This window comes from Oceanicaulis sp. (genome assembly GCF_051859625.1).
Classification (GTDB): domain Bacteria; phylum Pseudomonadota; class Alphaproteobacteria; order Caulobacterales; family Maricaulaceae; genus Oceanicaulis.
Genome location: NZ_JBHYFH010000003.1, coordinates 298,253 through 321,121 on the forward strand (window position 1 = coordinate 298,253; position 22,869 = coordinate 321,121).

Genomic DNA, 22,869 nt, shown 5'->3' on the forward strand with positions numbered 1-22,869 from the left:
CTTATCGCCATGATGATCATTCAAGTCAGAGAACGCGGCGGCTGTTTTGGCGGCGGGTGCCTGGGCGTCGTTGCGCTGGCGGGCTGGATCACCGCAGTCGTGCGCGACGCCATGATGGTCAAATGGCTCTGGCTGATCTTTGATCTGGCGCTGGCCCCGCTGGGCGCCATCCGCGGCTTCATGATGTGGTTTGGCTGGGCCTGAGCCTTCGCCCTCAGTCCTTGCTGGCAAGGACCGGCTGCGGACCGCGTTCAACGTAGGTGGATAACGCGATATAGGTGCGGGTGCCGCGCACGCCTTCGAACGTGTAGATGCGCTCCAACAGCGTTTCGAGCGCCTGAGCGTCCACGCACCTCACCTTGAGGATCAGGCAGGCGTCGCCTGCAACCGTGTGCACTTCTTCCACATCCGGTTCCGCGCTCATCTCCAGGAACGGGCCGCTTGCGCCCCACCCAACCGTATCAACATGGACAAACGCCAGAAGCGAGCGTCCGATCCGGCCGCCATCGATCTTGGCGACTGTCGCCTGGATGACGCCGTCCCGTTTCAAGCGTTTGACCCGTTCATGGACGGCCGGCGCGGACAGCGAAATGCGTTCGCCCAGCTCGGCATAAGACAGGGACGCATCCTCGCTCAGCAAGCCTAATAGCGTTCGGTCCCGCTCATCCAGATCCGCAGGCATGCCGGGAGACCGCCGAACGCCATTCGTTTTTGACTCCATTAGACTCATTTCCCCTTTAGCCGAACCTTGTTCGGAATTAAATCCGCATCGCAGTATAGAATAAGGACACGAAGTGCGATGTCAAAACTTTGGATAACGATCATTCTGTTGCTAGGCGTGGCGGTCATCGGGTCGAACTCACTGGTGCTGTCCCCGATCCTGACGGATGTGGCGGCGGATCTGCAGACCAGCACCATCGCGGTCGCCCGTGCGATCGCGGCCTATGGCGGGGCGACGGCTGTGTCGGCCTTGTTCCTTGGATTCACGGTCGATCGGTTCGGCGCGCGCTCGGTTCTTCTGGTCGGAGGTTTGGGTCTTGCGGTTTCCATGCTCGTCTGTGCTCTGTCCACGTCCTGGCAAATGCTTGTCGCTGGACAGGCGGTCGCCGGCCTGGCGGCGGGCGTGATGTTGCCTGCGATCTACGCCGTGGCGACAACGACGGGTTCGGAAGACGAAGGCTCGCGCATACTCGGCCGGGTCCTGACAGGGTGGTCCGTCTCCCTGATCGCTGGCGTGCCGGTCTCGGCCCTGATCGCGGAGCGGTTCAGCTGGGAGGTATCGTTCTTCACCCTCGCCGTGCTGGTTCTTGTCAGCCTGGTCGGCTTCTGGACCATGCCACGGCGGGACTCTCAGCTCCTCGTGAACACAGGCAACCCGCTCAAAGCGATCGCGATACCGGACGTGGGTCCGCTGCTGGTGACCCAGTTCTTCTTCATGACGGCCTTTTACGGCACCTACGCCTTCTTCGGCGATCAGCTTCGCGCCAGCCTGGATATTTCGACGGGCGTCGCCGGGGTTGTGGTCTTGTCCTATGGGGTGGGGTTCGGGCTTGCTGCGCTCGCGGATGGCCTTATCGACCGGGTCGGCCCGGCGCGCGTTTTGCCCGGCGCGCTGGTCTGCGTGGTGATTATTTATGGCGTCATGCCGGTTTTGGTCACTTCGCTGGGCGGGGCAGTGGCGGCGGCCTTCGCTTGGGGCTTCGTAAACCACTTCGTCGTGAATGTAATTGTGCTGCGTTTGTCTCGTATCAGCGGCGACCAGCGCGGGGCGGTTCTGGGGCTGAACTCGGCCATCACCTATTTCGGCGCCCTGATCGGCGCCCTCGTGCTAGGTCAGGTTTATGGGAATCTGGGCTTCGCCGGTCTCGTTTGGGGCGCTGCAAGCTGCGTCACGCTAGGCTGTCTTACCTTGCTGGTCCCGGCCATGATGGTGAGGCGGCGCCGATTTACGCCTCTACCTTAGTGTCCGCCTGCATCATCCTCGCAACCGTGTACGACGGGATGTGATCAATAGGCTTTGGGCCCCGCCCTATTTCTTCCGACGCGCGCGGAAAAAGGCTTTCAGCATCGCGCTGGCTTCCTCCGCCAGCACGCCGCCGGTCACCTCCGGGCGGGAATGACAGGTGGGCTGAGAGAAAAACTGCGGCCCATGATCGACCGCCCCGCCCTTGGGATCGGACGCGCCATAGATGACCCGGCCGATGCGGGCATGGCTGATCGCGCCGGCGCACATGGCGCACGGCTCCAGCGTCACATAGAGCTCAAGCCCCGTAAGCCGATAATTGCCAAGCTGTTGCGCGGCGAGACGCAGGGCGCGAATTTCAGCGTGGGCTGTGGGATCATGCTCTGAAATCGGAGCGTTTCCCGCTTCTGCGACGATCGCATCGGTCGCAGGATCGACGATCACGGCGCCCACAGGCGTCTCGCCCGCGGCGGCTGCGGCTTGCGCTATACCCAGCGCTCGCCGCATAAAGCCCGTTTCACGATCCTGTTCTGGCGTCGAGTTGTGCGTCGTCATGAGCGGGCCTTACCTCTGGCCTGGAGCGCTGGCAAGTTTTGACAGACACCCCGTCTACCCCTGACACGCCTGAAGACAGCGGCGAACGCATCGCCAAAGTGCTGGCCCATGCCGGCATCGCCTCACGCCGCGAGGCTGAAAAACTGATTGAAGCGGGCCGGGTCAGCGTCAATGGAGAAACCCTGAAAACCCCCGCCTTCAAGGTGCGCGCGGGCGATGATGTGCGGCTGGACGGCGAATCCATCGGCGCGCGCCCGCCCACGCGCGTCTGGCGCTATCACAAGCCTGTGGGCCTTCTGACCACCCATTCCGATCCGCAAGGGCGCGAAACCGTGTTTCAGGCCCTGCCCGAGGATATGGGCCGGGTGATCTCGGTCGGGCGGCTCGATCTCAATTCCGAAGGCCTGCTGCTGCTGACCAATGACGGCGAGCTGGCGCGGGTTCTGGAATTGCCGAGCACGGCCTGGACCCGCCGTTATCGCGTGCGCGCCTATGGCCACGCCACCGACAAGGCGCTCGCCGAGCTGGAAAAAGGCACGACCGTGGACGGCGTCGTCTATGGCCCGATCGAGGTCAGCGTGGATCGCCGCACGGGCGCCAATGTCTGGCTGACCGTGGGCATCAAGGAAGGCAAGAACCGCGAGGTCCGCAAGGTGCTGCAAAGCGTCGGGCTGACCGTGAACCGGCTGATGCGGGTGGCCTATGGCCCCTTCCAGCTCGGCTCGCTGAAACGCGGCGACGTATCGGAAGCCAAGCTGGCGGTGTTGCGCGACCAGCTGGGCAAGCTCTATCCGCTCGACAATGCCGGCCTGCCGCTGAAACCCGGCGAGACCGCCCAGCCCGACACCCGCACCGGCACGGCGAAAGCCAAGCCGCGCGCCGTGCGACCCGCCTCTCGCGGCGCCTCCACGAGCAGCAAACACAAATCGGGCCCGGACGCGGATTCCATCATGCCCGCGGGCAAGTCCAAATCGGCCAAGGGCTGGGCGAAAGCCAAACCCAAGGCCAATGAGAAACCCAAATCCAAACGCGCCGACCCGAAAAAATCCGGCGGCAAACCCAGTGAAGGCAAGCGTGATGCGGATCGTCGCCGGCGTCCATAAGGGCCGCGCCATCATCGCCCCCAAGGGGGATGTCACCCGCCCCACCACCGACCGCGTGCGCGAAAGCGTGTTCAACAAGCTCACCCATGCGCCCTGGGGCGTTGAGCTGGACGGCGCGCGGGTGCTCGACCTGTTCGCAGGTTCGGGCGCTCTGGGCTTTGAAGCGATCAGCCGCGGAGCGAGCTTCACGCTGTTTGTAGAGACCGATCCGGCCGCCCGCGGCGCCATCCGCAGCAATGTGGACGCGCTGCAATTGTTCGGCTGCACCAAGCTGCATCGCCGCAGCGCCACCGATCTCGGCCCCAAGCCGGAAAAGGTCGGCACGCCGTTTGACCTGGTGTTTCTCGACCCGCCCTATGACAAGGGTCTGGGCGATGTCGCCCTTATCAAGCTGATCGAAGGCGCCTGGGTGACGGACGACGCCCTCGCCGTGCTCGAAGAACGCAAGGGCGTCGAGGTCGACGCGCCCGGTTGGGCGCTGATCGACACGCTGGAAGCGGGCGACACGGTCGTGCGGTTTCTCAGGCGGGCGGTGTAGCGACCGCGCTTCCCCTCTCCGATTGTCATTCGCCGGTTTATCCGGTGAATCCATGCTCTGACCTTTGATCCGAGCAACCGTTCTCGTCATCCTGGCCTTGAGCCGGGATCTACCCGCTTCATTTCTGTGATCAGAACAAAGCGATTCCGGTAGATCCCGGATCGCTGCGCGTCCGGGATGACAGGGGAGCGTGAGGGGCAGGCCCCTAAACGCCCAGCATCTGTCGCGCTTGCGCACTGTCGGCCGCGATCTGGGCGGTCAGGGCGTCCAGCCCGTCAAACTTCTGCTCGGGCCGGATGAAGTCGATCAGATCGACTTCCAGGGTCTGCCCGTAAAGGTCCGCCTCAAAGTCAAACAGATGCGCCTCAAGCCGCGCCTCGGTCCCGTCAACCGTGGGGCGTGAGCCCAGATTGGCGACGCCGGCGACACTGTCGCCCGACGGCAGATGCGCGCGCACGGCGTAAACGCCGAATTTGGGGCGCAGATACTCGCCCAGACCGATATTGGCTGTCGGAAAGCCCAGAAGCCGCCCGCGCTGATCGCCCTTGGACACCACGCCCTCAATGGCGAAAGGACGCTCCAGCAACGCCGCAGCGGCCTTCACATCGCCCTCGCGCAAGGCGTTGCGCACATTGGTCGAGGAGATCTTGCCCGACGCGTCATCGAGATTGACCGCATCAGCGATGGTCACCGCGACGCCATAGCGCGCGCCCAGCGCCTTCAGCGCCGCCGCATCGCCCGCCCGGTCCTTGCCAAAGCAGAAATCCGCGCCGGTCACCACGCCTTTCAGGCCCAACCCTTCCGCCAGCACCTCGCGCACGAACGCATCGGGCGTCATCGCCGCCATGGCCTTTGAAAACGGGATATGAAACACCGCTTCGGCGCCCGCAGCCTTCAAAGCGCGCGCACGCTGATGATCATTCATCAGCAAGAAGGGCGGCGCGTCCGGCGCGAAGACCTGACGCGGGTGCGGGCTGAACACCGCCCCGGCGCAGGGCGCGTCCAGCGTCCGGGCGAAAGCGCAGGCGGTCTGAATCACGGCGCGATGGCCACGATGCACGCCGTCAAAATTGCCCAGCGCCGCCACGCAGCCACGCGACACTTCAGGCAGATCGGTATAGCCGTGATAGACCGACACGCGCTTACGCCGGGCTCTTGCGGCGCTTGCGGACAATCACTTCAGCATCAGCTTCCATACAGGTCTGGCCTTCCACTTCGCATACGCAGGCGAGTTTCACCCGGCGCGCCTTGATGTCCACCTCTGTGACAGTGGCGCGCGCGATCACGGTGTCGCCGATCCGCACGGGACGTTCAAACCGCATCGTCATGCCGGCGAACACGGCGCCCGGACCCGGCAAATGATTGCCCAGAACGCAGGAAATAAAGCTCGCCACCAGCGCGCCATGGGCGATCCGGCCCCGAAACGGAGAGCGTGCTGCATAGGCTTCATCCATATGCAGCGGGTTGAAATCACCGGAAACCTCGGCGAATTGCTTCACCGTATTATCATCCACGAGCCGTGTGATTTCAGCAGATTGCCCCACCTCCAGCTCGTTGATGCCGTAGCCCTCAAAATCACTCATTGTGTCACTGCCTTTCCACTTGCGGCGCGTGTTTAACCGAATTTTGACCGCGCTTGTCTACTGTCAGTTTTGTACTGAGCCCTCAATCAGGAGCTTTGAGGGGTTCAGCTATGGTCGTTAATTGGATGGAGGAAGGGTCATGGCTGTCGAAATGACGATGCCGATCCTGGTGGTGGACGATTACAAAACCATGGTTCGCATCATCAAGAACCTGCTCAAGCAGATCGGGTTCGAGAATGTGGACGAAGCTTCGGACGGGACCGAAGCGTTTGAAAAGATGAAGAAGAAAAAATATGGCCTAGTCATCTCCGACTGGAATATGGAGCCGATGACCGGCTATGAGCTGCTGCAGAAAGTCCGGGCTGACGAATCCGTCAAGGCCACGCCTTTCATCATGGTCACGGCGGAATCCAAAACCGAGAACGTGATCGCAGCGAAAAAAGCCGGCGTGAACAATTATATCGTGAAACCGTTCAACGCCGGAACGCTAAAAGCCAAGATGACCGCCGTCATCGGCGAATTCTAGGGCGGGCGCTTCGTCCGCCCCTCATGACTAACAAGTCGTTAGGGGCGGTGCTGTTGAAGTCCCGCTAGGGCTGGAGTGAAAGGAAGACCGACATGCCTGCCGCAGAAGTCGCCGCACGGGTACGCCAGTCTCTGGAGGCGGTCAAAGTTTCCGATCTCGAAGACGTACAGCTGATCGAGGTGTTGCGCATGGCGCAGCAGCTCACCGACACCATGCAGATGTTTTTCGGGTCTCTGGACAAGTCGATCCACGAGGAATTCAATTCCATCGCGGAATACATCGCGAAGACACGCGATGAAATCGCCCATCTGCGCCCCAACGACATCCGCGATTCCCGGCTTCCGGGCGCGGGCGCCGAACTGGAAGCGCTGATCGCCGACACTGAACGGGCGACCGAGACCATCATGAGCGAAGCTGAAACGCTCATGTGCAGTGAGACTGAAGACCTGGACGCCTACAAGACCGAGGTCAGCGATTCGATGACCAAGATCATCGAGGCGTGCTCGTTCCAGGATCTCACCGGTCAACGCGTGTCCAAAGTGGTCAGCTCGCTCAAGCATATTGAAGAGCGGGTGGCGCGCTTCGCCCAGACCATGGGCGTGAACGACGCCGAGGCCACCGCCAACGAAAAGGCCGAGGAAGAGCGCAAAGCCAAGCTCCACCTCAACGGCCCGGCCATTGGCGGACCGGAAGTGGGTCAGGACAATGTCGATGATCTGCTGGCCATGGACCAGGATTCCATCGACGCGCTGTTTGATTAAACCGGAGAGCTTTTTCAGCAAAAGTGGAAACCGGTTTTGCGGTTCGAAAAAGCGACCTGAAAAAATCACACGAACACCATGCGTGTTGATCCACGCATGAAAAAAGCCCCGCCGGATCCCGGCGGGGCTTTTTTTCGTGTCTGTCTTCAGGCGCTTTTTCAGTAAAAGTGGGAACCGGTTTTACGGTTCGAAAAAGCGCCCAGCAATAGTCGCCTAGGCGGCGTCCAGCTTGCGGCCCGAGCCTTCCTCGACGCTGACCACGTCATTGTTCTCGTCCAGCAGCACCACGGTGGGGACGAACTGGCGCGCTTCTTCCGCCGCCATGCCCGCATACGCCACCACGATGATGCGGTCGCCGGGCTGGGCCAGACGCGCCGCCGCGCCATTGATGCCGAACATCTTGGAGCCGCGCGGGGCGGAGATGGCGTAGGTGGTGAACCGTTCGCCATTGTTGATGTTCAGGACATCCACCTGCTCATTGACCAGAATGCCCGCCGCTTCCAGCAGGTCCTGGTCGATGGAGATGGAGCCTTCATAGTGAAGGTCCGCTTGCGTCACCGCGGCGCGGTGAAGCTTGGTCTTCATCATGGTGAGTTGCATGCCGCCCTCGTCATGAAAATGAGTCTGTTGCACTGCGGTATACGCTATTGGTGAAGAAATTACAGCCCAACCTTCACTGACATATTTGTCAGATAGGTTTCACATGTGCGTTTTTTAAGGCCATGCTGGCCTCTAGCGCTCCGGGGGGCCCGTCAGAAATGTTCAAAATTGCGGTTCTGCAACACGCCATGGCGCCAGAGATCGACGCCAATCTCGACACCGCCGAACGCCTGATGCGTGACGCCGCCGAGGCGGGCGCGCGGCTGGTGGTCTTCCCCGAGCTGCAGCTCAGCCCCTTCTTCCCCAAGCGCCGCGCCAATGCCCAGGACGATCCCTCCGCCCAACACCTGATGGATCGGTCCCACCCCGCCCTCAACCGCCTGTCAGAGCTGGCGCGCGCCCACAAGCTCGTCACCGTGGCCAATCTCTACATGTCTCGCGACGGCCGCCGCTTTGACGCCTCGCCCGTCATTGACGCGGACGGGACGCTGCTGGGCGTCAGCGAGATGGTCCATGTGGCCCAGTTCGACGGCTTCTGGGAGAAAGACTATTACGATCATGGCGAGGGGTTTGAGGTCTATGACACTGCCGTGGGCCGGGTCGGCGTGGTGATCTGCTATGACCGGCATTTCCCTGAAAGCTGGCGCGCCTGCGCCCTGAAAGGCGCGGAGATCATCGCCATTCCCGCCTGCAATCTCGCCCCTGAAAATCTCGATCTCTTCGCCAGCGAGATCAGCGTCATGGCCATGCAGAATTCGGTCTACGCCGCCATGTCCAATCGCTGCGGAACCGAGGACGGCCAGGCCTATGCCGGCCACTCCGTCATCGCCGGCCCTGACGGCGAAATCCTCGCCCGCGCCGGCAGCGACGAGCAAGTCCTCATCGCCGAGTGCGACCCCAGACACCGCCTCAAAATCGCCCGCAAAGCCGGCTGGCTCGCCGAACTGCAAGACTGGCTGAAGCCGGGGGCCGAAGGGCCTGTGCTGGTGTCGTGAGGGGGGAGGTGTTAGGGGAAAGATCGCTTGAATCTCGAAAGCGGATATATGCGATCAACACAATGAACTTTCCAAATTCAAGCGACAGCGAACGCCTCGTCTAGACGCGCATGGTCGACTTAACTCTATATGAGGCTAGAATAAAACCTCGAACTTGGTAGGCAGCCCATTATGAATACAAGACTTAATAGGGTCTTACGTTGGTTCTCAGAGAAGCTCACCAAATTAGCAAAAAACTTGAGCTCTCTATCCGGTTCGCCAGAGGAATCAGCGAAATTCGTCGACCTCGCCCCGACTGATGAAGCTGACAAGGAAGGGGTATATTCGGCCGCGTTGAAATTCGCGACTGACAGTCCGAATGTATCCAATATAGCTCTCACTGGACCTTATGGCTCTGGCAAGAGCAGCATCATCCGGTCATTCCTGAAGTCCTACCCCCGTGAAGCCCTGCCGATATCTCTCGCCGCCTTCCTTCCGGAAGCAGACGATGAGCGACGTAAAGTTACTAAACAGGAGATTGAGCGGAGCATCCTTCAGCAACTGCTTTATGGTGCAGATGCAGACAAATTGCCACTCTCGCGTTTCAAGCGCATCCAATCGCCAGGTTTCTGGTCGATTTTCCGGTCACTATACATTGTTACCGGACTGCTCGCTCTTTGTCATGTTTTCTACAATCGTACAACGTTTTTACAGGGGACGTTTTTCGAACAATTCAATTTTACAAACTTATTCGGAATTTCTGTAGCCACTTACGCACTGTTATTTCTTTGGTCCGCAGTACATTTCTTCTACGTCGCCAGTTTCGGTGTGTCTCTCAAAAGCATATCGCTGAAGGATATTGAGTTGCGACCCTCCTCAGACGAACAGGATTCTATCCTCAATCGTCACCTGGATGAAATCGTCTACTTCTTTCAGTCGACGCGATACGACCTCGTTGTCGTCGAGGATCTCGATCGCTTCGAGGATTCTGACATCTTCGTCACGCTTCGTGAGATCAATAGTCTTGTGAACGGGAATGTGGGTGTGAAACGCCGAGTCAGATTTCTATACGCGCTGCGCGACGACATGTTCAACAACACCGACCGGACAAAGTTCTTCGAATTCATCATCCCTGTCATTCCAATAATCAACAGCTCGAACTCAATTGACATGGTGCTCGCGCAGGGCAAACGGCTAGAACTAGGAGGAAGGCTCGATCAACAGTTCTTACGAGAAGTGTCGCGCTACGTAAGCGATATGCGACTGATCCATAATATTTTCAACGAGTACGCTATTTACGTCGCAAACTTGGAAACCGACGGGGAGAACATATTAAACCCCACGAAGCTGCTCGCAGTACTGATCTACAAGAACGTTTACCCAAGAGATTTCGAGCAACTCCATCGCGGTATAGGGCAGCTCGCCGGTATTTTGAGCCGCAAAGACGAGCTCATCGCCACACGTGAAGAAAAGTATCGATCCGAGATTATCGAATTAGAACGTGATATCGAGAGGGCCGAACATCAGACCCCGAAGGATCTGCGAGAGCTAAGACAAATATATGCAATGGCTCTGCTTGAAAGGCTACCCGCTAGAACCTTATGGGTGAGCTTAGATCATAACACTACTATTACGCCCGCGGAATTACCCGAGTGTAAGGATTTTGAGAAGCTAATTACGGCTTCATCTTTCTACTGCCGCATGACAAATGGTAGCGACCACCAATATAGTAACGCCGACTTCCAAGAGAGCGTTGATCCCAACGCAAGTTATGCCGAACGAAAACGGATAATTGAAAGCAAAACGCAGGAACGCGAAAAACTTATTCATCAGAAAATCGCCCACCTGAGAAACGAGATAAAATCGATCCGGACGAGCAAGTTCAATGTCCTTTTGCGATCCAGTCAACAAGAATTAGAGAGTCTCTTTGCAAACCTAGGGGATGGCGGTGAACTCGCCCGTTTCTTAGTATTGGAAGGCTATCTCGATGATAGCTACTACCAGTATACGTCTTTGTTCCACAAAGGACGACTTTCACCGAACGACAACAAATTCCTCATACAGATCAGGGCCTTCCAAACGCCTGAACCCCTATTCCCGATTGACAACCCGAATGAAGTTATCGCGGGAATGAGAGAGGTCGATTTCGGCTTGGATTATGCGCTAAACGTGCGACTCGTCGACGCGCTACTAGAGCGCGAGGAACATAAGGAACGGCTCAGAAAGGTATTCGCATACATTTCGAGCGAGTTTGCGAACCAGCAGGAATTCTTCGAAGCCTATTACACGATGGGATCGAAGGTTGGCGATTTTCTGAGGGAGCTCGTTAACGCTTGGCGCGGATTCGCACCCGCGGCCATTAAAAGTTCCTCTGCAGTCTTACACATCGCACGTCTGATCGAGCTTCTTCCTCAGTCTTTACTGGCTCGCGAACGAGAGCAGCATCCCGAACTACGGTCGTTCGTAGCCGATAATCTTAGGGACATTCTCGAGCTCTTGGAGGGCGTGGACCCGGTAAAATTTGACGAGTTGCAAATCGAGACGAAGGATTTTGAGGCAATCGGAGAGCATCCACACGTGGTGCGCAGGCTGTATGAGCTCGGCCATTACCAACTGAACGAAATGAATTTTGACTACATCTTCGGCTCTATCCTCGGAGAAGAGAAAGGCCTGGACCTGCGGAAACGGCATTATTCAAGAGTTCTAAATTCAGACGCCAAACCGCTGATGAGACGGGTAGAAGGCGATTTCGCAGATTATTTTATGAATATTTTGCTGGAGATGGACGATAACGATGAGGAAGATATCGAAGCAATTTTAGCTGTAATGTCCCACGAAGAGCTCGGCACCGAAAAAATAGAAACCTTCTTCCTGCGCCAAACCAAGCTCTTTCCGACACTCGAAGAAGTACCAGAGCGTTTTCAGACCCTTGTAGTCCGCAAGGCACAGATCGTTCCCACATGGTCCAACTGCCTTGCTTACCTCCGCTCAGAATCTTTCGAGAGGGACGCTCTCATCGCCTTCCTTGATGATGACGAGGTCCGTAACACTCTTCTGAAAACGTCGATTCCAGCAACGAAGGAAGCGTTCTCTCTCGGTCAGTTCCTGATCGAAGCTGAAGAACTCGAGGATGAGGCATACCGTGCTTATATCAGAGCGCTACCCAATGAATTTAAAAAGTTTCCAGAGGCTGTAAGCACCCTTAAACGCCGTATACTTATCGAAGAGCAGCGCGTCACATTTGTAGCCGAGAATTTAGCTGAACTTGACGGCGAGGTCGAACTTCAAACGTTGTTCCTCAGCCAGAACATCGCCTCATATCTTCGCGACCCCAGCTCTTTCTCTATCAATGATGACCTGCACGAGAGATTGCTTGGCGCCGATGTCTCGGATGACCATAAGCGTAAGATTATCGATTTGATGGACTTGAGCGAACTTCCCAGCATTCCAGAACGTGCCGGCAAGGTCGGGCCGATTCTGTTGCGCACGAATGGCGCGCTGCCCTCACTCACACCTGATATCGTCAAGGCAGTTGTAGCAAACGCTGAGCCAGTAAGCACACAGGTCCAGTTGCTCAACCTCCTTCATGAAACGCTCAATATGAACGACGTTCGTGAGGTTATGGGACAGCTTCCTTACCCATACTCGAAAATCCAAACTGGGTATGCACGTCCGACGCTCGAGAGGACGAGTGAAAACAGCGAACTGGTCAGGTGGTTGGACGAGCGCGACATCATCTCTTCGATAGGGAAGCCGTTCTGGTCGGACGATATCATGATAAATCTTTATCGGTCATAAGGTGCACACCCATACCGTTGTCTCTATAGGACACCAACTTTCACCTACATTTCCACATTCAGGGAATGCGTGTGTTGGGGCGGGTAGCCGATAGGCCGCGTTCTTATCACAGAGACGCCTGCAGCAGATCCCGGCTCAAGGCCGGGATGACGCGGGTGGTCACCATCCGTCTCTTTCCCCGCGAAGGCGGGGACCCAGAGCCGCAAGGCGCGGCGCTCGATGCTCTCTGGGTCCCGGACCCAGTCCGGGAAAGAGGGAAAAACTGGAACAGGCGAGAGCCTGATACCGCCCCCAATCCCCCTCCCCCGAAACCGCGCTAGACTCCGCAGCGTTCTTTCTCAGCTTTCAGAGACGCCATTCCGCCGCCATGAGAGGCGTGAGAGTCATCGTAGTCGTGATAGGAGTCACCGCGATGAGACTCTCATGACTCCCATCGGGACACTCCGCGCGCCGCTCCGGCGCCTATTTCGGGTGCTGGCCGCGCCAGGCTTCCATGGACAGGGAGATGGCGAAAGTTTCGCGGTATTTGGGGCTGCCGGCGGGGCGGGGCGGTTGTTCGCGGGTCAGCTCCATGATTTCCGCCAGCTTGTTATGGGCGGCGCCCGCCTGGCCCGCGCCGATATAGGCGTGCAGCTCCACAAGCGCGTTGGCCAGCGGGTCGTCGGCGCGGATGACGAAATAGGGCTCGTCATCGGCGAGGTCGGGCAGGCAGTCATGCTTGCTGGGATTGGCTTTGGATCCGAGCGGGGCGGTGGTCATGGGCGAGCTCCTTGGCGAGGCGGCGCGAATCAGAGCGCCGCACTTTCATCCAGACTAGCAAATAGCGGCGCGCGCGCACCCGCCGAACTGACGCAGGCGCTGACAGGGAAAACGGAGCCCTCGCCTTGCAATCGCCTTGAAATCGCCGCGCCCTTTCAACTCCGGTTCAGCTAGGCTCTGCGCATGATAGGGTTCACACGGGCGAATTGAGGGGAGAGACCACATGGTTCGGACCACAGGATTGATACTGATCGCCAGCACCGCGCTGGTCGGCTGCGGCCAACAATCGACCTACACCAACGATTCCGAAGGCTATATGGTCGATGACATGGCGATGATGGAGGCCCCGCAAGCGGCCCCCGCCCCCATGCGCGCCCGGTCAGAGGCCGTGACGGTCGCAGGCTCCGGCGCCGCTCAGAACGCGCCAGAGGACGTCTCCGCGCCCTTGCTGGCCTACTCCTATCAAACCAGCCTCGAGCTGCCGGGCGAGGTTCTGGCGGCCACACAGGCCAGCCATGTGGCGGCGTGTCAGGATGCGGGGCCCGCGACCTGTCAGGTGATCCGCGCGCAGGTGAACAACGCCGACGGGCCGCGCCCCAGCGCCTATCTGCAGCTGCGCGCCGCGCCGGACTGGATCGTGGAGTTCCGCGCCGGGCTTGAAGGCGAGACCGAAGAGCTGGGCGGTCAGGTGCTGTCAGACCAGACCTCGGTCGAGGATCTGACCACGCGCATCGTGGATACCGCTGCGCGCGTTGCGGCCCAGACCACCTTGCGCGACCGGCTGCAGCAGCTTCTGGAGACCCGCGACGGCGATCTCAGCGATCTGCTGGCGGTGGAGCGGGAGCTCGCGAACGTACAGGCCAATCTCGACGCCCAGGCGAGCGTTCTGGCCGCCCTGCGCCAGCGGGTGAACACCTCCATGCTGACGCTGAACTATCAGGCCGAGCGTCAGGTGGTGGAGCCTGAAACCTTCAATCCGATCGGGCGCGCCTTCAAGGAAATGGGCGAAGTGTTCGCTGAATCTGTCGCCAGCCTGATCTTGTTCCTCGCCGGCGCCCTGCCCTGGCTGGTGATCGCGGTTCCCGTGATCTCGGGCGTCGTCATCGGCTTCCGCCGCCTGCTGCGCCGGAAGAAAGCGGCGAGCTAGGCCGAAAGGTGCAGCACCATCTGCCGGACATGCGGCCGGTCCCGATGCTCAAACAGGTAGAGCCCCTGCCAGGTCCCAAGCATCAACCGGCCGCCGCTGACCGGCACGCCCACTGAAACCGCCGTCAGCGCGGACTTGATGTGGGCGGGCATGTCGTCCGGGCCTTCGGTGGTGTGGCTGAGCCAAGCCATCGACAGATCATCCGAGCGCGGAACCAGCCGCGCGAAAAACGCCTGCAGATCGCGCTGCACGTCCGGATCGGCGTTTTCCTGGATCACCACGGACGCCGAGGTGTGGCGCACGAAACAGGTCAGAAGCCCCTCGCCCATGCCCGACGCCGCCACGAACCGCGCCGCCTCGCGGGTGACCTCATACAGGCCGGGCCCGCGGGTTTCGATCTCCAGCACCGTCTGCGGCATGTGCGCGTCTCCTTCAGGCTCACCAGTCTGTGTCTCGACCCTGAGGGGTAAATCTGAAACAGTCCCGCATCAATTCAGCGGCGGCTTGGAAGGTAAGACATGCGCGAACAGGTTCGGGATTATTATGGCGACGTGCTGCAATCGAGCGGCGATCTGAAATCTGACGCCTGCTGCGAGATTTCCGCGCCCGAACCCCATATCCGTGACGCGCTGACAAACATCCATCCCGACGTGGCGAACAAATACTATGGCTGCGGCCTGATCGCGCCCGACGACATCACAGGCAAGCGCGTGCTCGATCTGGGCTGCGGCACGGGGCGCGACGTGTTCCTGCTGGCCCAATTGGTGGGCGAAACCGGCGAAGTCGTCGGCGTCGACATGACCGACAACCAGCTTGCCGTCGCGCTGGAGCATGAAGCCTGGCACGCCGGCCGGTTCGGCTATGCCAAACCCAACACCCGCTTCCTCAAGGGCTATATCGAGGCGCTCGACCAGCTCGACCTTGAGCAAGGCAGCTTTGATCTGATCATCTCAAACTGCGTGATCAATCTCTCCACCGACAAGCCGGCGGTCTTTGCGGGCGTGCGTCATCTTCTGAAGCCTGACGGCGTGATGCATTTCGCGGATGTCTACGCCGAGCGCGCCGTGCCGGAAGAGCTGCGCACCGACCCGGTGCTCTATGGCGAATGCCTGGCGGGCGCTTTGGCCTGGTCAGATTTTCTCGCCATCGCTGAAGACACCGGCTTTGACGCGCCGGAGCTCGTCGATCACCGCCCGCTGGCGATCACCGACAAAGCGCTCATCGAGAAACTGGACGGCCTCAAATTCGTCTCCGCCACGGTCGAGCTTCGCCCCGCCCCCGCCAATGACGCCCCGCGTCAGGAAAGCGGCGATCCCTTCACCCTGCCCTCCCCGCATGCGCCCAGCAGCGGGTCGTGCTGCGGGTAGACCGCTAGCGCCAGCAGGTCAGGCCGTTTTCTGGAACGTCCATCCCGGCGGCATGGCCAGCGGCCCAGGCGATCGCCATGGGGGAGACAAGCTCCTCCCCGTCTTCGCGATTGGTCAAGACGATCACGGACTGGCCCGTCGTCATGTCCCTCACATAGGCCGTGCCGGAATAACCGGCATGGCTGGTGATCTGGCGACCGTCCACGTCATGGCTCCACCAGCCGCGCGCATACCCCCAGCGTTCGCAGCTTTCGCCCGCATCAAACGCCCGCTGGATTTCGGCGGCCTGCGCAATCACGTCCGGATCGAGCACCTGCGGGTCATCCAGCTCCGCTTCCCAGATCATCAGATCGTTGAGTGATGAGGTGACGCCAAAATGAGACGTCAGGCCGAACTGCCAGACCCGGCGGTTTCTCGCCAGCTCACCGTCATAAACACCATAGCCCTCCGCGCGATGGGACACGATGGCGGACTGGTCGAGCATGCGTGTCTGGTCCATGCCCAGCGGCGTCCAGAACCGGTCCCGCAAGGCCGTCTCGAAGGACCGCCCCGTCACCTCCTCGATCACCAGACCGAGCAGGAAATAGCCCTGATCGGAATAGCGCCAGTCCGTACCCGGTTCTGATTGAAGCGGGGTCTCGATCGCTGAGGCCAGCATCTGATCGGTGGAATAGGCGATCTGGAACTGTCCGTTCGGCATGTCTTCAAACCGATGCGCCAGCCCGGCCATGTGGCTGAGCAGCTGGTTGACAGTGATCGCCGACCAATCCTCTGGCGTATCTTCGATGTAGAAAGAGAGCGGACCATCCAGTGACAGGCGCCCCTCTTCAGCCAGGCTGAGCACCATCAGGGCGGTCATATGCTTGGTGAGAGAGGCGAGCTCGAACACGGTGGCTGCGCTGGCGGGAGCGGAATGCTCGAGACTTGCAAAACCATACTCGCCCACATGAACCGGCTCGCCGTGCTCGAGAACGGCCACCACGACGCCGGGGAAGCGTCCCTCGTCCATGATCGGCGAGACCGCGGCGTCCACCGCCTCAAGGCGTGGCGGCGTGTCCTGCGCGGCAGCCGGCATGGCCGTGAGCGCTAGCATCATCAGGCTTGTTCTGAGCATGGATCCCCCTCTTAGCTCTCAGCCTATCCTGGCGAGGCCGCACGCCCTAATGACGAACCCTCAAGGTGAAAGGGTATGACGTCGGCCGCCCTCGCCTAAAGCCCGTTCAACTCCCAGCGGCGGACGGGCTTGGCGTATCCTCCCGAGCTCTCATAGAGCGCTTCGGCGGCTTCGGTTTCAGAGCTGGTCCACATCAGGAAGGTGGCGGGGCTTTCGCGCACATCCTCGACCACGGCTTCAAAAAGGGCGCGGCCCGCGCCTTCGCCGCGGCCGGCCTTGCCCACGCACACTTCCGCCAGCCAGGCGCCGGCGCCGCCATGGCCGCTATCATAATAGGCGTGCCAGACCGCATATCCGATGGGCTCGCCATTCGCGGTCGCCGCAACGAGCACATGAAAGCTGGCGTCATGACCGAACAGGGTGGTCTTGATGTTTTCCGGGGTGCAGTGCTCGGTTGAATCGCCGACGACTTGATTGAGTTCGCGCGACAGACGCGCGATCGCCGCCGCATCGCGGGGGCGCGCGGCCCGGACGGTCAGATCTGACTGGCTCATGGGATCTCCTTTGAGATGTGAGATGAAGCCGAGGGGGCGCCCTCGGCTATTCGCTCGGCGCGTCTTCGGACAGCAGATCGCCTGAGGTGTCCTCCCGGCGCTCTGCCTCGACGCGTTCGGCCAGAGATGTGTCTGGCGCCACGTCCGTGATCTCAGGGCTCGCCGCCTTGACGGGCCGCGCGGATGCGCGGTCAGAAGTTGGCGCGGGTTTTGGCTGCGCCGCCGTCGCTGGCAAGGCTCCGCTTTCGATGCGCAGGCGATAGGTCGGATCGGGCAAGGTGAAGCCCGCCTGATCGAGCGCCGCCTTGACGGTCGCAATGGCCACCGAGCGCGATTTGAGGAAGTCGGATTCCGTCTGGTCGATCCAGGCGGAGAAGAACAGATTAATGGTGGAATCGCCCACTTCGCGGATGCCGGCCGCCGGATCGGGCTCCGCCATCACGAAGTTCAGAGCCTTCATCGCCTCAAGACCCGTCTCGAGCGCGGATAACGGATCATCCTCGGGGTCCACGCCGAGGGTGAAATCAAAGCGGCGCTCAGGGTTGCGGGTGTAGTTGAGAATGACCGCCTTGAAGACCAGCGCGTTCGGCAGGCGCAGATGATTGCCCTCCAGCGTCATCAGCACGGTGGCGCGCGAGGTGAGCCGGATCACCCGCCCCTCCTGCCCGTCGATGACGACATGGTCATTGGGGCGGAACGGCTGGCGCACCGACAGCATGATCGAAGCGATGTAGTTCTCGATCGTGTCCTTGACCGCGAACCCGACCGCGAGGCCGATCACCCCCGCGGCGCCCAAGAGCGCCCCGAGAAAGGCGGCGGCGTCCAGCAAGGTCAGCGCCGACACCAGTCCGAACACCACGAACAGGCTGAACACCGTGGAGCCCAGAAGATCGGCCACAAAGCTGTTGGGCGCGAGCAGACGCCACAGCCCGTCCCAGCGGCTCAGCAGCCAGCCGATCCCGCCAAGGACCAGAAACACCGCTATCGCCAACGCCAGAAGTGGAATGACCCGCACGAGGTCTTGCAGCGTCGTCTCCAGCTCGCCCATGGCCGGTGCGACGCGGGTGGAGACCGACAGATCACGATCAATCCGGTTCTCCACCGTCACCACGCCCTCGACCCGAAGCGCCAGCGCCTCGGCGCGGCTTGCGGCCTCGGCGGTCAGGGTGTCCCCCGTCAGGGTGACGACGCCTGATTCAACGCTGATCTCGACCCCGGACAGGGTGTCGATCTCTCCAAAGATCGTGGCGATCCGCGCGGCGATGGCGGCGTCCGACGGCGCGTCGGTCTCAAGCGCGATCTCGCCGCCCGCCTCACCGCCTTCGACTTGCGCGAACGCCGTCTCTGGACACAGCGCAAAGGCGCTCGCCAGAAGGATCAACAGGGCGAGAGAGCGGAACAGGGTCAGAGGGTTCATCCGGCAAGACTTGCGCAAGGCGCAGGAAAAGAAAAGTCGCTTTAGACCAAACGCCCCGCCGCCCCATTGGTTGCGCCCCCGACAGCAAAAAGCCCCGCTGGAAACAGCGGGGCTTTTCGTGTCTGTCTGTCGGCGGCGCTCTAGCTGTCGAGGAAGGAGCGCAGCTTGCGGCTCCGGCTCGGGTGCTTGAGCTTGCGCAGCGCTTTCGCTTCGATCTGACGGATCCGCTCGCGGGTCACGCTGAACTGCTGGCCCACTTCTTCCAGAGTGTGGTCGGTGTTCATGCCGATGCCGAAACGCATGCGCAGCACACGTTCTTCGCGCGGGGTGAGCGAGGCGAGCACCAAAGTGGTGGTTTCACGCAAGTTTGAGTGGATCGCGGCGTCGATGGGCAGAACCGCGTTCTTGTCCTCGATGAAATCGCCTAGATGGCTGTCTTCCTCGTCCCCGATCGGGGTTTCAAGGGAGATCGGCTCCTTGGCGATCTTCATCACCTTGCGCACTTTCTCAAGCGGCATGGAGAGCTTTTCCGCCAGCTCTTCCGGGGTCGGCTCGCGGCCGATCTCGTGGAGCATCTGACGGCTGGTGCGCACGATCTTGTTGATCGTCTCGATCATGTGCACCGGAATACGGATGGTGCGCGCCTGGTCGGCGATCGAGCGGGTGATCGCCTGACGGATCCACCACGTCGCATAGGTGGAGAACTTGTAGCCGCGGCGATATTCGAACTTATCCACCGCCTTCATCAGGCCGATATTGCCTTCCTGGATGAGGTCGAGGAATTGCAGGCCGCGATTGGTGTATTTCTTGGCGATGGAGATCACCAGGCGCAGGTTGGCCTCCACCATTTCCTTCTTGGCGACGCGCGCTTCGCGGGCGCCTTTCTGGACGGTGGCGACGATGCGGCGATAGTCATCGATCGGAACGCCGGATTCCTGAGCCAGAGTGGCGATCTGTTCGCGCAGCTCGCCCGCCTCTTTCTCTTCACGCTCGACAAAGCGCGTCCAGGCCTTGGTCTTGCCGGACATGTCTTTCAGCCAGTCAGGATCAAGCTCATGGCCCTGATAGGATTTGAGGAAGTCCGTGCGCGGCACGCCATGGGCTTCCGCCATGCGCAACAGCTTGCCTTCAAGGCCCATCAGCTTCTTGTTGATGGCGTCCAGCTGTTCGACCAGCGCCTCGATCCGGGCGTTGTTCAGGTGCAGCGAATTGAGGTTCGCCACGATGCGCTCGAACACATCGTCATAGGCGGCCTGATCCTTGTCGCTCAGATGCTTGCCGGACAGGCGCGAGGAGACCAGACGGTCCTGCAGCTGGCGGAAGACGTCAAAGTCGGTGGCGATGGCGTCCAGGGTCTCCATGACCCCGTCGCGCAGTTCGGCCTCCATGGCGGCAAGCGACATGTTCGCGCCGTCATCATCATCGTCGTCGTCGCTATCACCTTCAGACTCGCCTTCGGCTTTCTCGCCGTCTTCGCTGTCTGACGAGTCACTGTCCGAAGCCTCATCACCGGATTTGGCGTCAGCGTCGTCCGCCTTGGCCTCATCGCCCTCGGCTTCGCCGTCTTCACCCTCTTCGGTCACCGCCGTGGCGTCTTCGCGCACGCCGCCATAGGTGGCGTCCAGATCGATGATGTCGCGCAACAGCACCTGGCCTTCGCGCAGCTCGTCGCGCCAGACCATGATGGCTTCAAAGGTCAGCGGGCTTTCGCACAGCCCGCGGATCATCGCGTTGCGGCCCGCCTCGATGCGTTTGGCGATGGCGATCTCGCCCTCGCGCGACAACAGCTCGACCGAGCCCATCTCGCGCAGATACATGCGCACCGGGTCATCGGTGCGGTCTTGCGCAGAGGTGGTGTTCTGACCGGCGACGACGTCCGCTTTGGCTTTCTTGGTGACGGCGGTGGACTTCTCCTCGTCCTCCTCGTCGTCCGCCTCGGCGCCGGACGCTTCCGTGTCCGCGTCCTCTTCGGAATCCACGACCGTGATCCCCATCTCGGAGAGCTGGGCGAGGATGTCCTCGATCTGCTCGGAGCTGAATTCTTCGCTCGGCAGGACCTTGTTCAGCTCGTCATGGGTCACATAACCGCGTTTTTTCGCGGTTTTGATCATGGCTTTGACGGTCTGATCGGTCAGGTCCAGCAGCGGGCCGTCCTGATTTTCAGAGGTCGCTTCAGCGTTTTCAGCGGCGGCTTTGCTCATTCGGTGATCATGCTCCCGGAGGATTTCATTGGCTGCGCGCACATAGGGCGGCGTGGGCGCGCGCTAGCGCTGTCGACCCCGCCGCTCCGCGACGAGGTAATTTTTGAGGGCGTCAGAATCACCCTCTTCAAAGAAGTCGGCGTGTCTTGGTCGGTCCTGAGCGTCTTGCGCAACTCTTTCCATATAAGAAGCCGAAAGTCTGCGCCAAGCCTCAAGCCGGCTGTCAGCATCCGCTTCACTCCCCCCAAGACTGGCGCGCATCGGCGCTTTGTCTACCGCCAAACGTGTCAGTTGAGGCCCGAAACCCCGTCGAGACAACGCATCGCGCAGTCCGCCGACAGGCAGAGGTTCCCCAGAGAAACACGCGTCTAGAATCGCGTCCCTAAGGCTGTCAAGCGTTCCGAACGAGATTTGCAGCAAAGTTTCGGCCTCAGCCTCGGCGATTTCGGGGTGTTCGATCACCGCCAGCAGCAGTTGACGCAAGGGCGCGGACGGCGATTTGTGCTTGCGCTGCGCCACCAGTTCCGCGGTCGGCGGCTGCAACGGGGTGAAGCGCCGACCGGCGCCGCGCCCGGCGTATCCGCCACGATTTCGTTCAGCTCGGAAGCCGGCCTGGGGCGTGCGCCCGAACTGCGCATCGATGCGCACATCAAACTCGGCGCGGTATTCCGCCTTGATGTCAGGGTCCTTGATCTTGGCGACCAACGCCTTGATCCGCTTGCGGAACCCCGCGCGGCGATCCGGATCGTCCAGCGGTTCCAACTCAACTTCGCGCCGCCATAACACGTCGATCAGCGGCTTGGCGTCGCTGATGGCGTCTTTCAGCGCCTGGGCGCCCTGGTCGCGCAACAGGTCGTCGGGATCCTGTCCGTCGGGCAGAAAAACAAAGCGCAAGGTGCGCCCCGGCTCCAGCAATTCAAGCGCGCGTTCCGCCGCCAGCGCCGCCGCGCGCGTGCCCGCGACATCGCCGTCCAGGCACACCACAGGCTCCGGTCCGGCGCGCCATAATAAACGCAGCTGGTTTTCGGTCAGCGCGGTTCCCAGCGGCGCCACGGCCTGGCCCAGCCCGGCGCGCGCAAACGCGATCACGTCCATATAGCCCTCAGCCACGATAAGGCCCTTGGCCTTGATCTTGGGATCATGGGCGAAGGCGCGCGCTTCGGGATAGCGGTATAAAAGCGAGCCCTTGTGAAACAATTCGGTCTCGGGCGAGTTGAGATATTTAGCCCGGACGTCCTTGCTCATCGCGCGGCCGCCAAACGCCACCAGCCGGTCGCGCGCATCCTTGATGGGAAACATCACCCGGCCGCGAAACCGGTCATAAGGCTCGCCGCCATCATCGGGCAGGATCGACAGGCCGGCGTCCGACATGTCTTGCGCGCTGGCGCCCTTCTGGATCAACGCGCGGGTCAGGCCGCGGCGATTATCGGGCGCAAATCCCAGACCAAAGCGCTCCATATCCGACCGGCTGAGCCCGCGGCGTTCGAGATAAAGCCGCGCCTCTTCGCCTTCAGGCGCATAAAGAGAGCGCGTGAAATACTCCTGGGCGAGCGCGATCCAGTCGAGCAGCGTCTTGCGATGCTGTTCTTGCTGGGGGTCGCGCTGCTCCATGCGCGGCACTTCAAGACCGGCTTCCTGAGCCAAAGCCTCGATCGCTTCCATGAAGCTCAGGCCTTGGGTTTTCTGAAGCCAGGTGAAGATGTCGCCATGCTCCTGGCTGGCGAAGCAATGGTAGAAGCCCTTCTCGTCATTGACGAAAAACGAGGGCGTGCGCTCTTTCTTGAACGGAGACAATCCGACGAACTCGCGGCCCTGCCGCTTGAGCGGCACCGTACGCCCGATCAGCTCGGATGGGCGGATGCGCGTCTTGATCTCGTCTTTGAAACCGTCGGGAATCGCCACGAACTGA

The 22,869-nt window shown here is 60.7% G+C and carries 22 protein-coding genes; 10 read left to right on the forward strand and 12 right to left on the reverse strand.

What is annotated here, in order from left to right:
• The first annotated feature begins 9 nt into the window (after positions 1-9).
• Positions 10-204, forward strand: coding sequence for a hypothetical protein (locus ACTIGF_RS14670; protein WP_286799540.1), 195 nt, complete (start codon positions 10-12; stop codon positions 202-204).
• Between the two features lie 10 nt (positions 205-214).
• Here ACTIGF_RS14670 and ACTIGF_RS14675 read toward each other — a convergent pair whose 3' ends face one another.
• The gene (locus ACTIGF_RS14675; RefSeq protein WP_439637581.1) at positions 215-721 is read right to left on the reverse strand and encodes an Lrp/AsnC family transcriptional regulator; all 507 of its coding nucleotides are present in this window, start codon (positions 719-721) and stop codon (positions 215-217) included.
• A 78-nt stretch (positions 722-799) separates the two neighbouring features.
• Here ACTIGF_RS14675 and ACTIGF_RS14680 point away from each other — a divergent pair, with 78 nt between their 5' ends.
• Complete coding sequence (locus ACTIGF_RS14680) at positions 800-1,963, forward strand: MFS transporter (protein ID WP_439637582.1); 1,164 nt, start codon at positions 800-802, stop codon at positions 1,961-1,963.
• A 66-nt stretch (positions 1,964-2,029) separates the two neighbouring features.
• Here ACTIGF_RS14680 and tadA read toward each other — a convergent pair whose 3' ends face one another.
• Positions 2,030-2,470 (reverse strand): tRNA adenosine(34) deaminase TadA, encoded by a 441-nt coding sequence (tadA, locus tag ACTIGF_RS14685; RefSeq protein WP_439637731.1) that lies wholly within the window; start codon positions 2,468-2,470, stop codon positions 2,030-2,032.
• Between the two features lie 86 nt (positions 2,471-2,556).
• Between tadA and ACTIGF_RS14690 the strand changes: the two genes are divergently transcribed.
• Complete coding sequence (locus ACTIGF_RS14690; RefSeq protein WP_439637583.1) at positions 2,557-3,621, forward strand: pseudouridine synthase; 1,065 nt, start codon at positions 2,557-2,559, stop codon at positions 3,619-3,621.
• Complete coding sequence (gene rsmD / locus ACTIGF_RS14695; protein WP_439637732.1) at positions 3,596-4,159, forward strand: 16S rRNA (guanine(966)-N(2))-methyltransferase RsmD; 564 nt, start codon at positions 3,596-3,598, stop codon at positions 4,157-4,159. The genes ACTIGF_RS14690 and rsmD overlap by 26 nt, the downstream gene beginning before the upstream one ends.
• A 205-nt stretch (positions 4,160-4,364) precedes the next feature.
• Here rsmD and ACTIGF_RS14700 read toward each other — a convergent pair whose 3' ends face one another.
• Both ACTIGF_RS14700 and ACTIGF_RS14705 read right to left on the reverse strand, forming a co-directional pair.
• Entirely contained in the window at positions 4,365-5,297 is a 933-nt protein-coding gene (locus ACTIGF_RS14700; RefSeq protein ID WP_439637584.1) for a bifunctional riboflavin kinase/FAD synthetase, read from the reverse strand.
• Between the two features lie 4 nt (positions 5,298-5,301).
• Entirely contained in the window at positions 5,302-5,742 is a 441-nt protein-coding gene (locus ACTIGF_RS14705; protein ID WP_375549767.1) for a MaoC family dehydratase, read from the reverse strand.
• A gap of 139 nt (positions 5,743-5,881) precedes the next feature.
• Here ACTIGF_RS14705 and ACTIGF_RS14710 point away from each other — a divergent pair, with 139 nt between their 5' ends.
• Positions 5,882-6,268: a response regulator gene (locus ACTIGF_RS14710; protein ID WP_022701589.1), complete on the forward strand. Its 387-nt coding sequence runs from the start codon at positions 5,882-5,884 to the stop codon at positions 6,266-6,268.
• A gap of 92 nt (positions 6,269-6,360) precedes the next feature.
• On the forward strand, positions 6,361-7,029 hold the full coding sequence (locus tag ACTIGF_RS14715; RefSeq protein ID WP_439637585.1) for a protein phosphatase CheZ: 669 nt from the start codon (positions 6,361-6,363) through the stop codon (positions 7,027-7,029).
• 213 nt (positions 7,030-7,242) lie between these two features.
• Here the strand turns inward: ACTIGF_RS14715 and panD are convergent, their stop codons facing one another.
• The gene (panD, locus tag ACTIGF_RS14720) at positions 7,243-7,629 is read right to left on the reverse strand and encodes an aspartate 1-decarboxylase (RefSeq protein ID WP_022701587.1); all 387 of its coding nucleotides are present in this window, start codon (positions 7,627-7,629) and stop codon (positions 7,243-7,245) included.
• Positions 7,630-7,787: 158 nt separating this feature from the next.
• Between panD and ACTIGF_RS14725 the strand changes: the two genes are divergently transcribed.
• Entirely contained in the window at positions 7,788-8,624 is an 837-nt protein-coding gene (locus ACTIGF_RS14725) for a carbon-nitrogen hydrolase family protein (protein ID WP_439637586.1), read from the forward strand.
• A gap of 171 nt (positions 8,625-8,795) precedes the next feature.
• Positions 8,796-12,401, forward strand: coding sequence for a YobI family P-loop NTPase (locus ACTIGF_RS14730; RefSeq protein ID WP_439637587.1), 3,606 nt, complete (start codon positions 8,796-8,798; stop codon positions 12,399-12,401).
• A 462-nt stretch (positions 12,402-12,863) separates the two neighbouring features.
• On the opposite strand, the gene ACTIGF_RS14735 is transcribed toward ACTIGF_RS14730, so the two are convergent.
• Complete coding sequence (locus ACTIGF_RS14735) at positions 12,864-13,160, reverse strand: aspartate decarboxylase (protein WP_022701585.1); 297 nt, start codon at positions 13,158-13,160, stop codon at positions 12,864-12,866.
• 223 nt (positions 13,161-13,383) lie between these two features.
• Here ACTIGF_RS14735 and ACTIGF_RS14740 point away from each other — a divergent pair, with 223 nt between their 5' ends.
• Positions 13,384-14,307: a DUF4349 domain-containing protein gene (locus tag ACTIGF_RS14740; protein ID WP_439637588.1), complete on the forward strand. Its 924-nt coding sequence runs from the start codon at positions 13,384-13,386 to the stop codon at positions 14,305-14,307.
• Here ACTIGF_RS14740 and ACTIGF_RS14745 read toward each other — a convergent pair.
• Positions 14,304-14,726 (reverse strand): secondary thiamine-phosphate synthase enzyme YjbQ, encoded by a 423-nt coding sequence (locus ACTIGF_RS14745; RefSeq protein WP_439637589.1) that lies wholly within the window; start codon positions 14,724-14,726, stop codon positions 14,304-14,306. The genes ACTIGF_RS14740 and ACTIGF_RS14745 overlap by 4 nt on opposite strands.
• A 99-nt stretch (positions 14,727-14,825) precedes the next feature.
• Between ACTIGF_RS14745 and ACTIGF_RS14750 the strand changes: the two genes are divergently transcribed.
• Positions 14,826-15,674 carry a methyltransferase domain-containing protein gene (locus ACTIGF_RS14750; RefSeq protein WP_439637590.1) on the forward strand — a complete coding sequence of 283 codons (849 nt, stop codon included), beginning with the start codon at positions 14,826-14,828 and terminating at the stop codon, positions 15,672-15,674.
• A 4-nt stretch (positions 15,675-15,678) separates the two neighbouring features.
• On the opposite strand, the gene ACTIGF_RS14755 is transcribed toward ACTIGF_RS14750, so the two are convergent.
• The 5 genes from ACTIGF_RS14755 to dnaG all read right to left on the reverse strand — a co-directional run bounded on the left by ACTIGF_RS14755 (position 15,679) and on the right by dnaG (position 22,862).
• A complete protein-coding gene (locus ACTIGF_RS14755; RefSeq protein WP_439637591.1) occupies positions 15,679-16,770 on the reverse strand; it encodes a serine hydrolase domain-containing protein in 1,092 nt (363 codons plus the stop codon).
• A gap of 113 nt (positions 16,771-16,883) precedes the next feature.
• The gene (locus ACTIGF_RS14760) at positions 16,884-17,342 is read right to left on the reverse strand and encodes a GNAT family N-acetyltransferase (RefSeq protein WP_439637592.1); all 459 of its coding nucleotides are present in this window, start codon (positions 17,340-17,342) and stop codon (positions 16,884-16,886) included.
• A 46-nt stretch (positions 17,343-17,388) separates the two neighbouring features.
• Entirely contained in the window at positions 17,389-18,759 is a 1,371-nt protein-coding gene (locus ACTIGF_RS14765) for a mechanosensitive ion channel domain-containing protein (RefSeq protein WP_439637593.1), read from the reverse strand.
• Between the two features lie 140 nt (positions 18,760-18,899).
• The gene (rpoD, locus tag ACTIGF_RS14770; protein WP_439637594.1) at positions 18,900-20,960 is read right to left on the reverse strand and encodes an RNA polymerase sigma factor RpoD; all 2,061 of its coding nucleotides are present in this window, start codon (positions 20,958-20,960) and stop codon (positions 18,900-18,902) included.
• Between the two features lie 63 nt (positions 20,961-21,023).
• On the reverse strand, positions 21,024-22,862 hold the full coding sequence (gene dnaG / locus ACTIGF_RS14775; protein ID WP_439637595.1) for a DNA primase: 1,839 nt from the start codon (positions 22,860-22,862) through the stop codon (positions 21,024-21,026).
• Positions 22,863-22,869 lie beyond the last annotated feature (7 nt).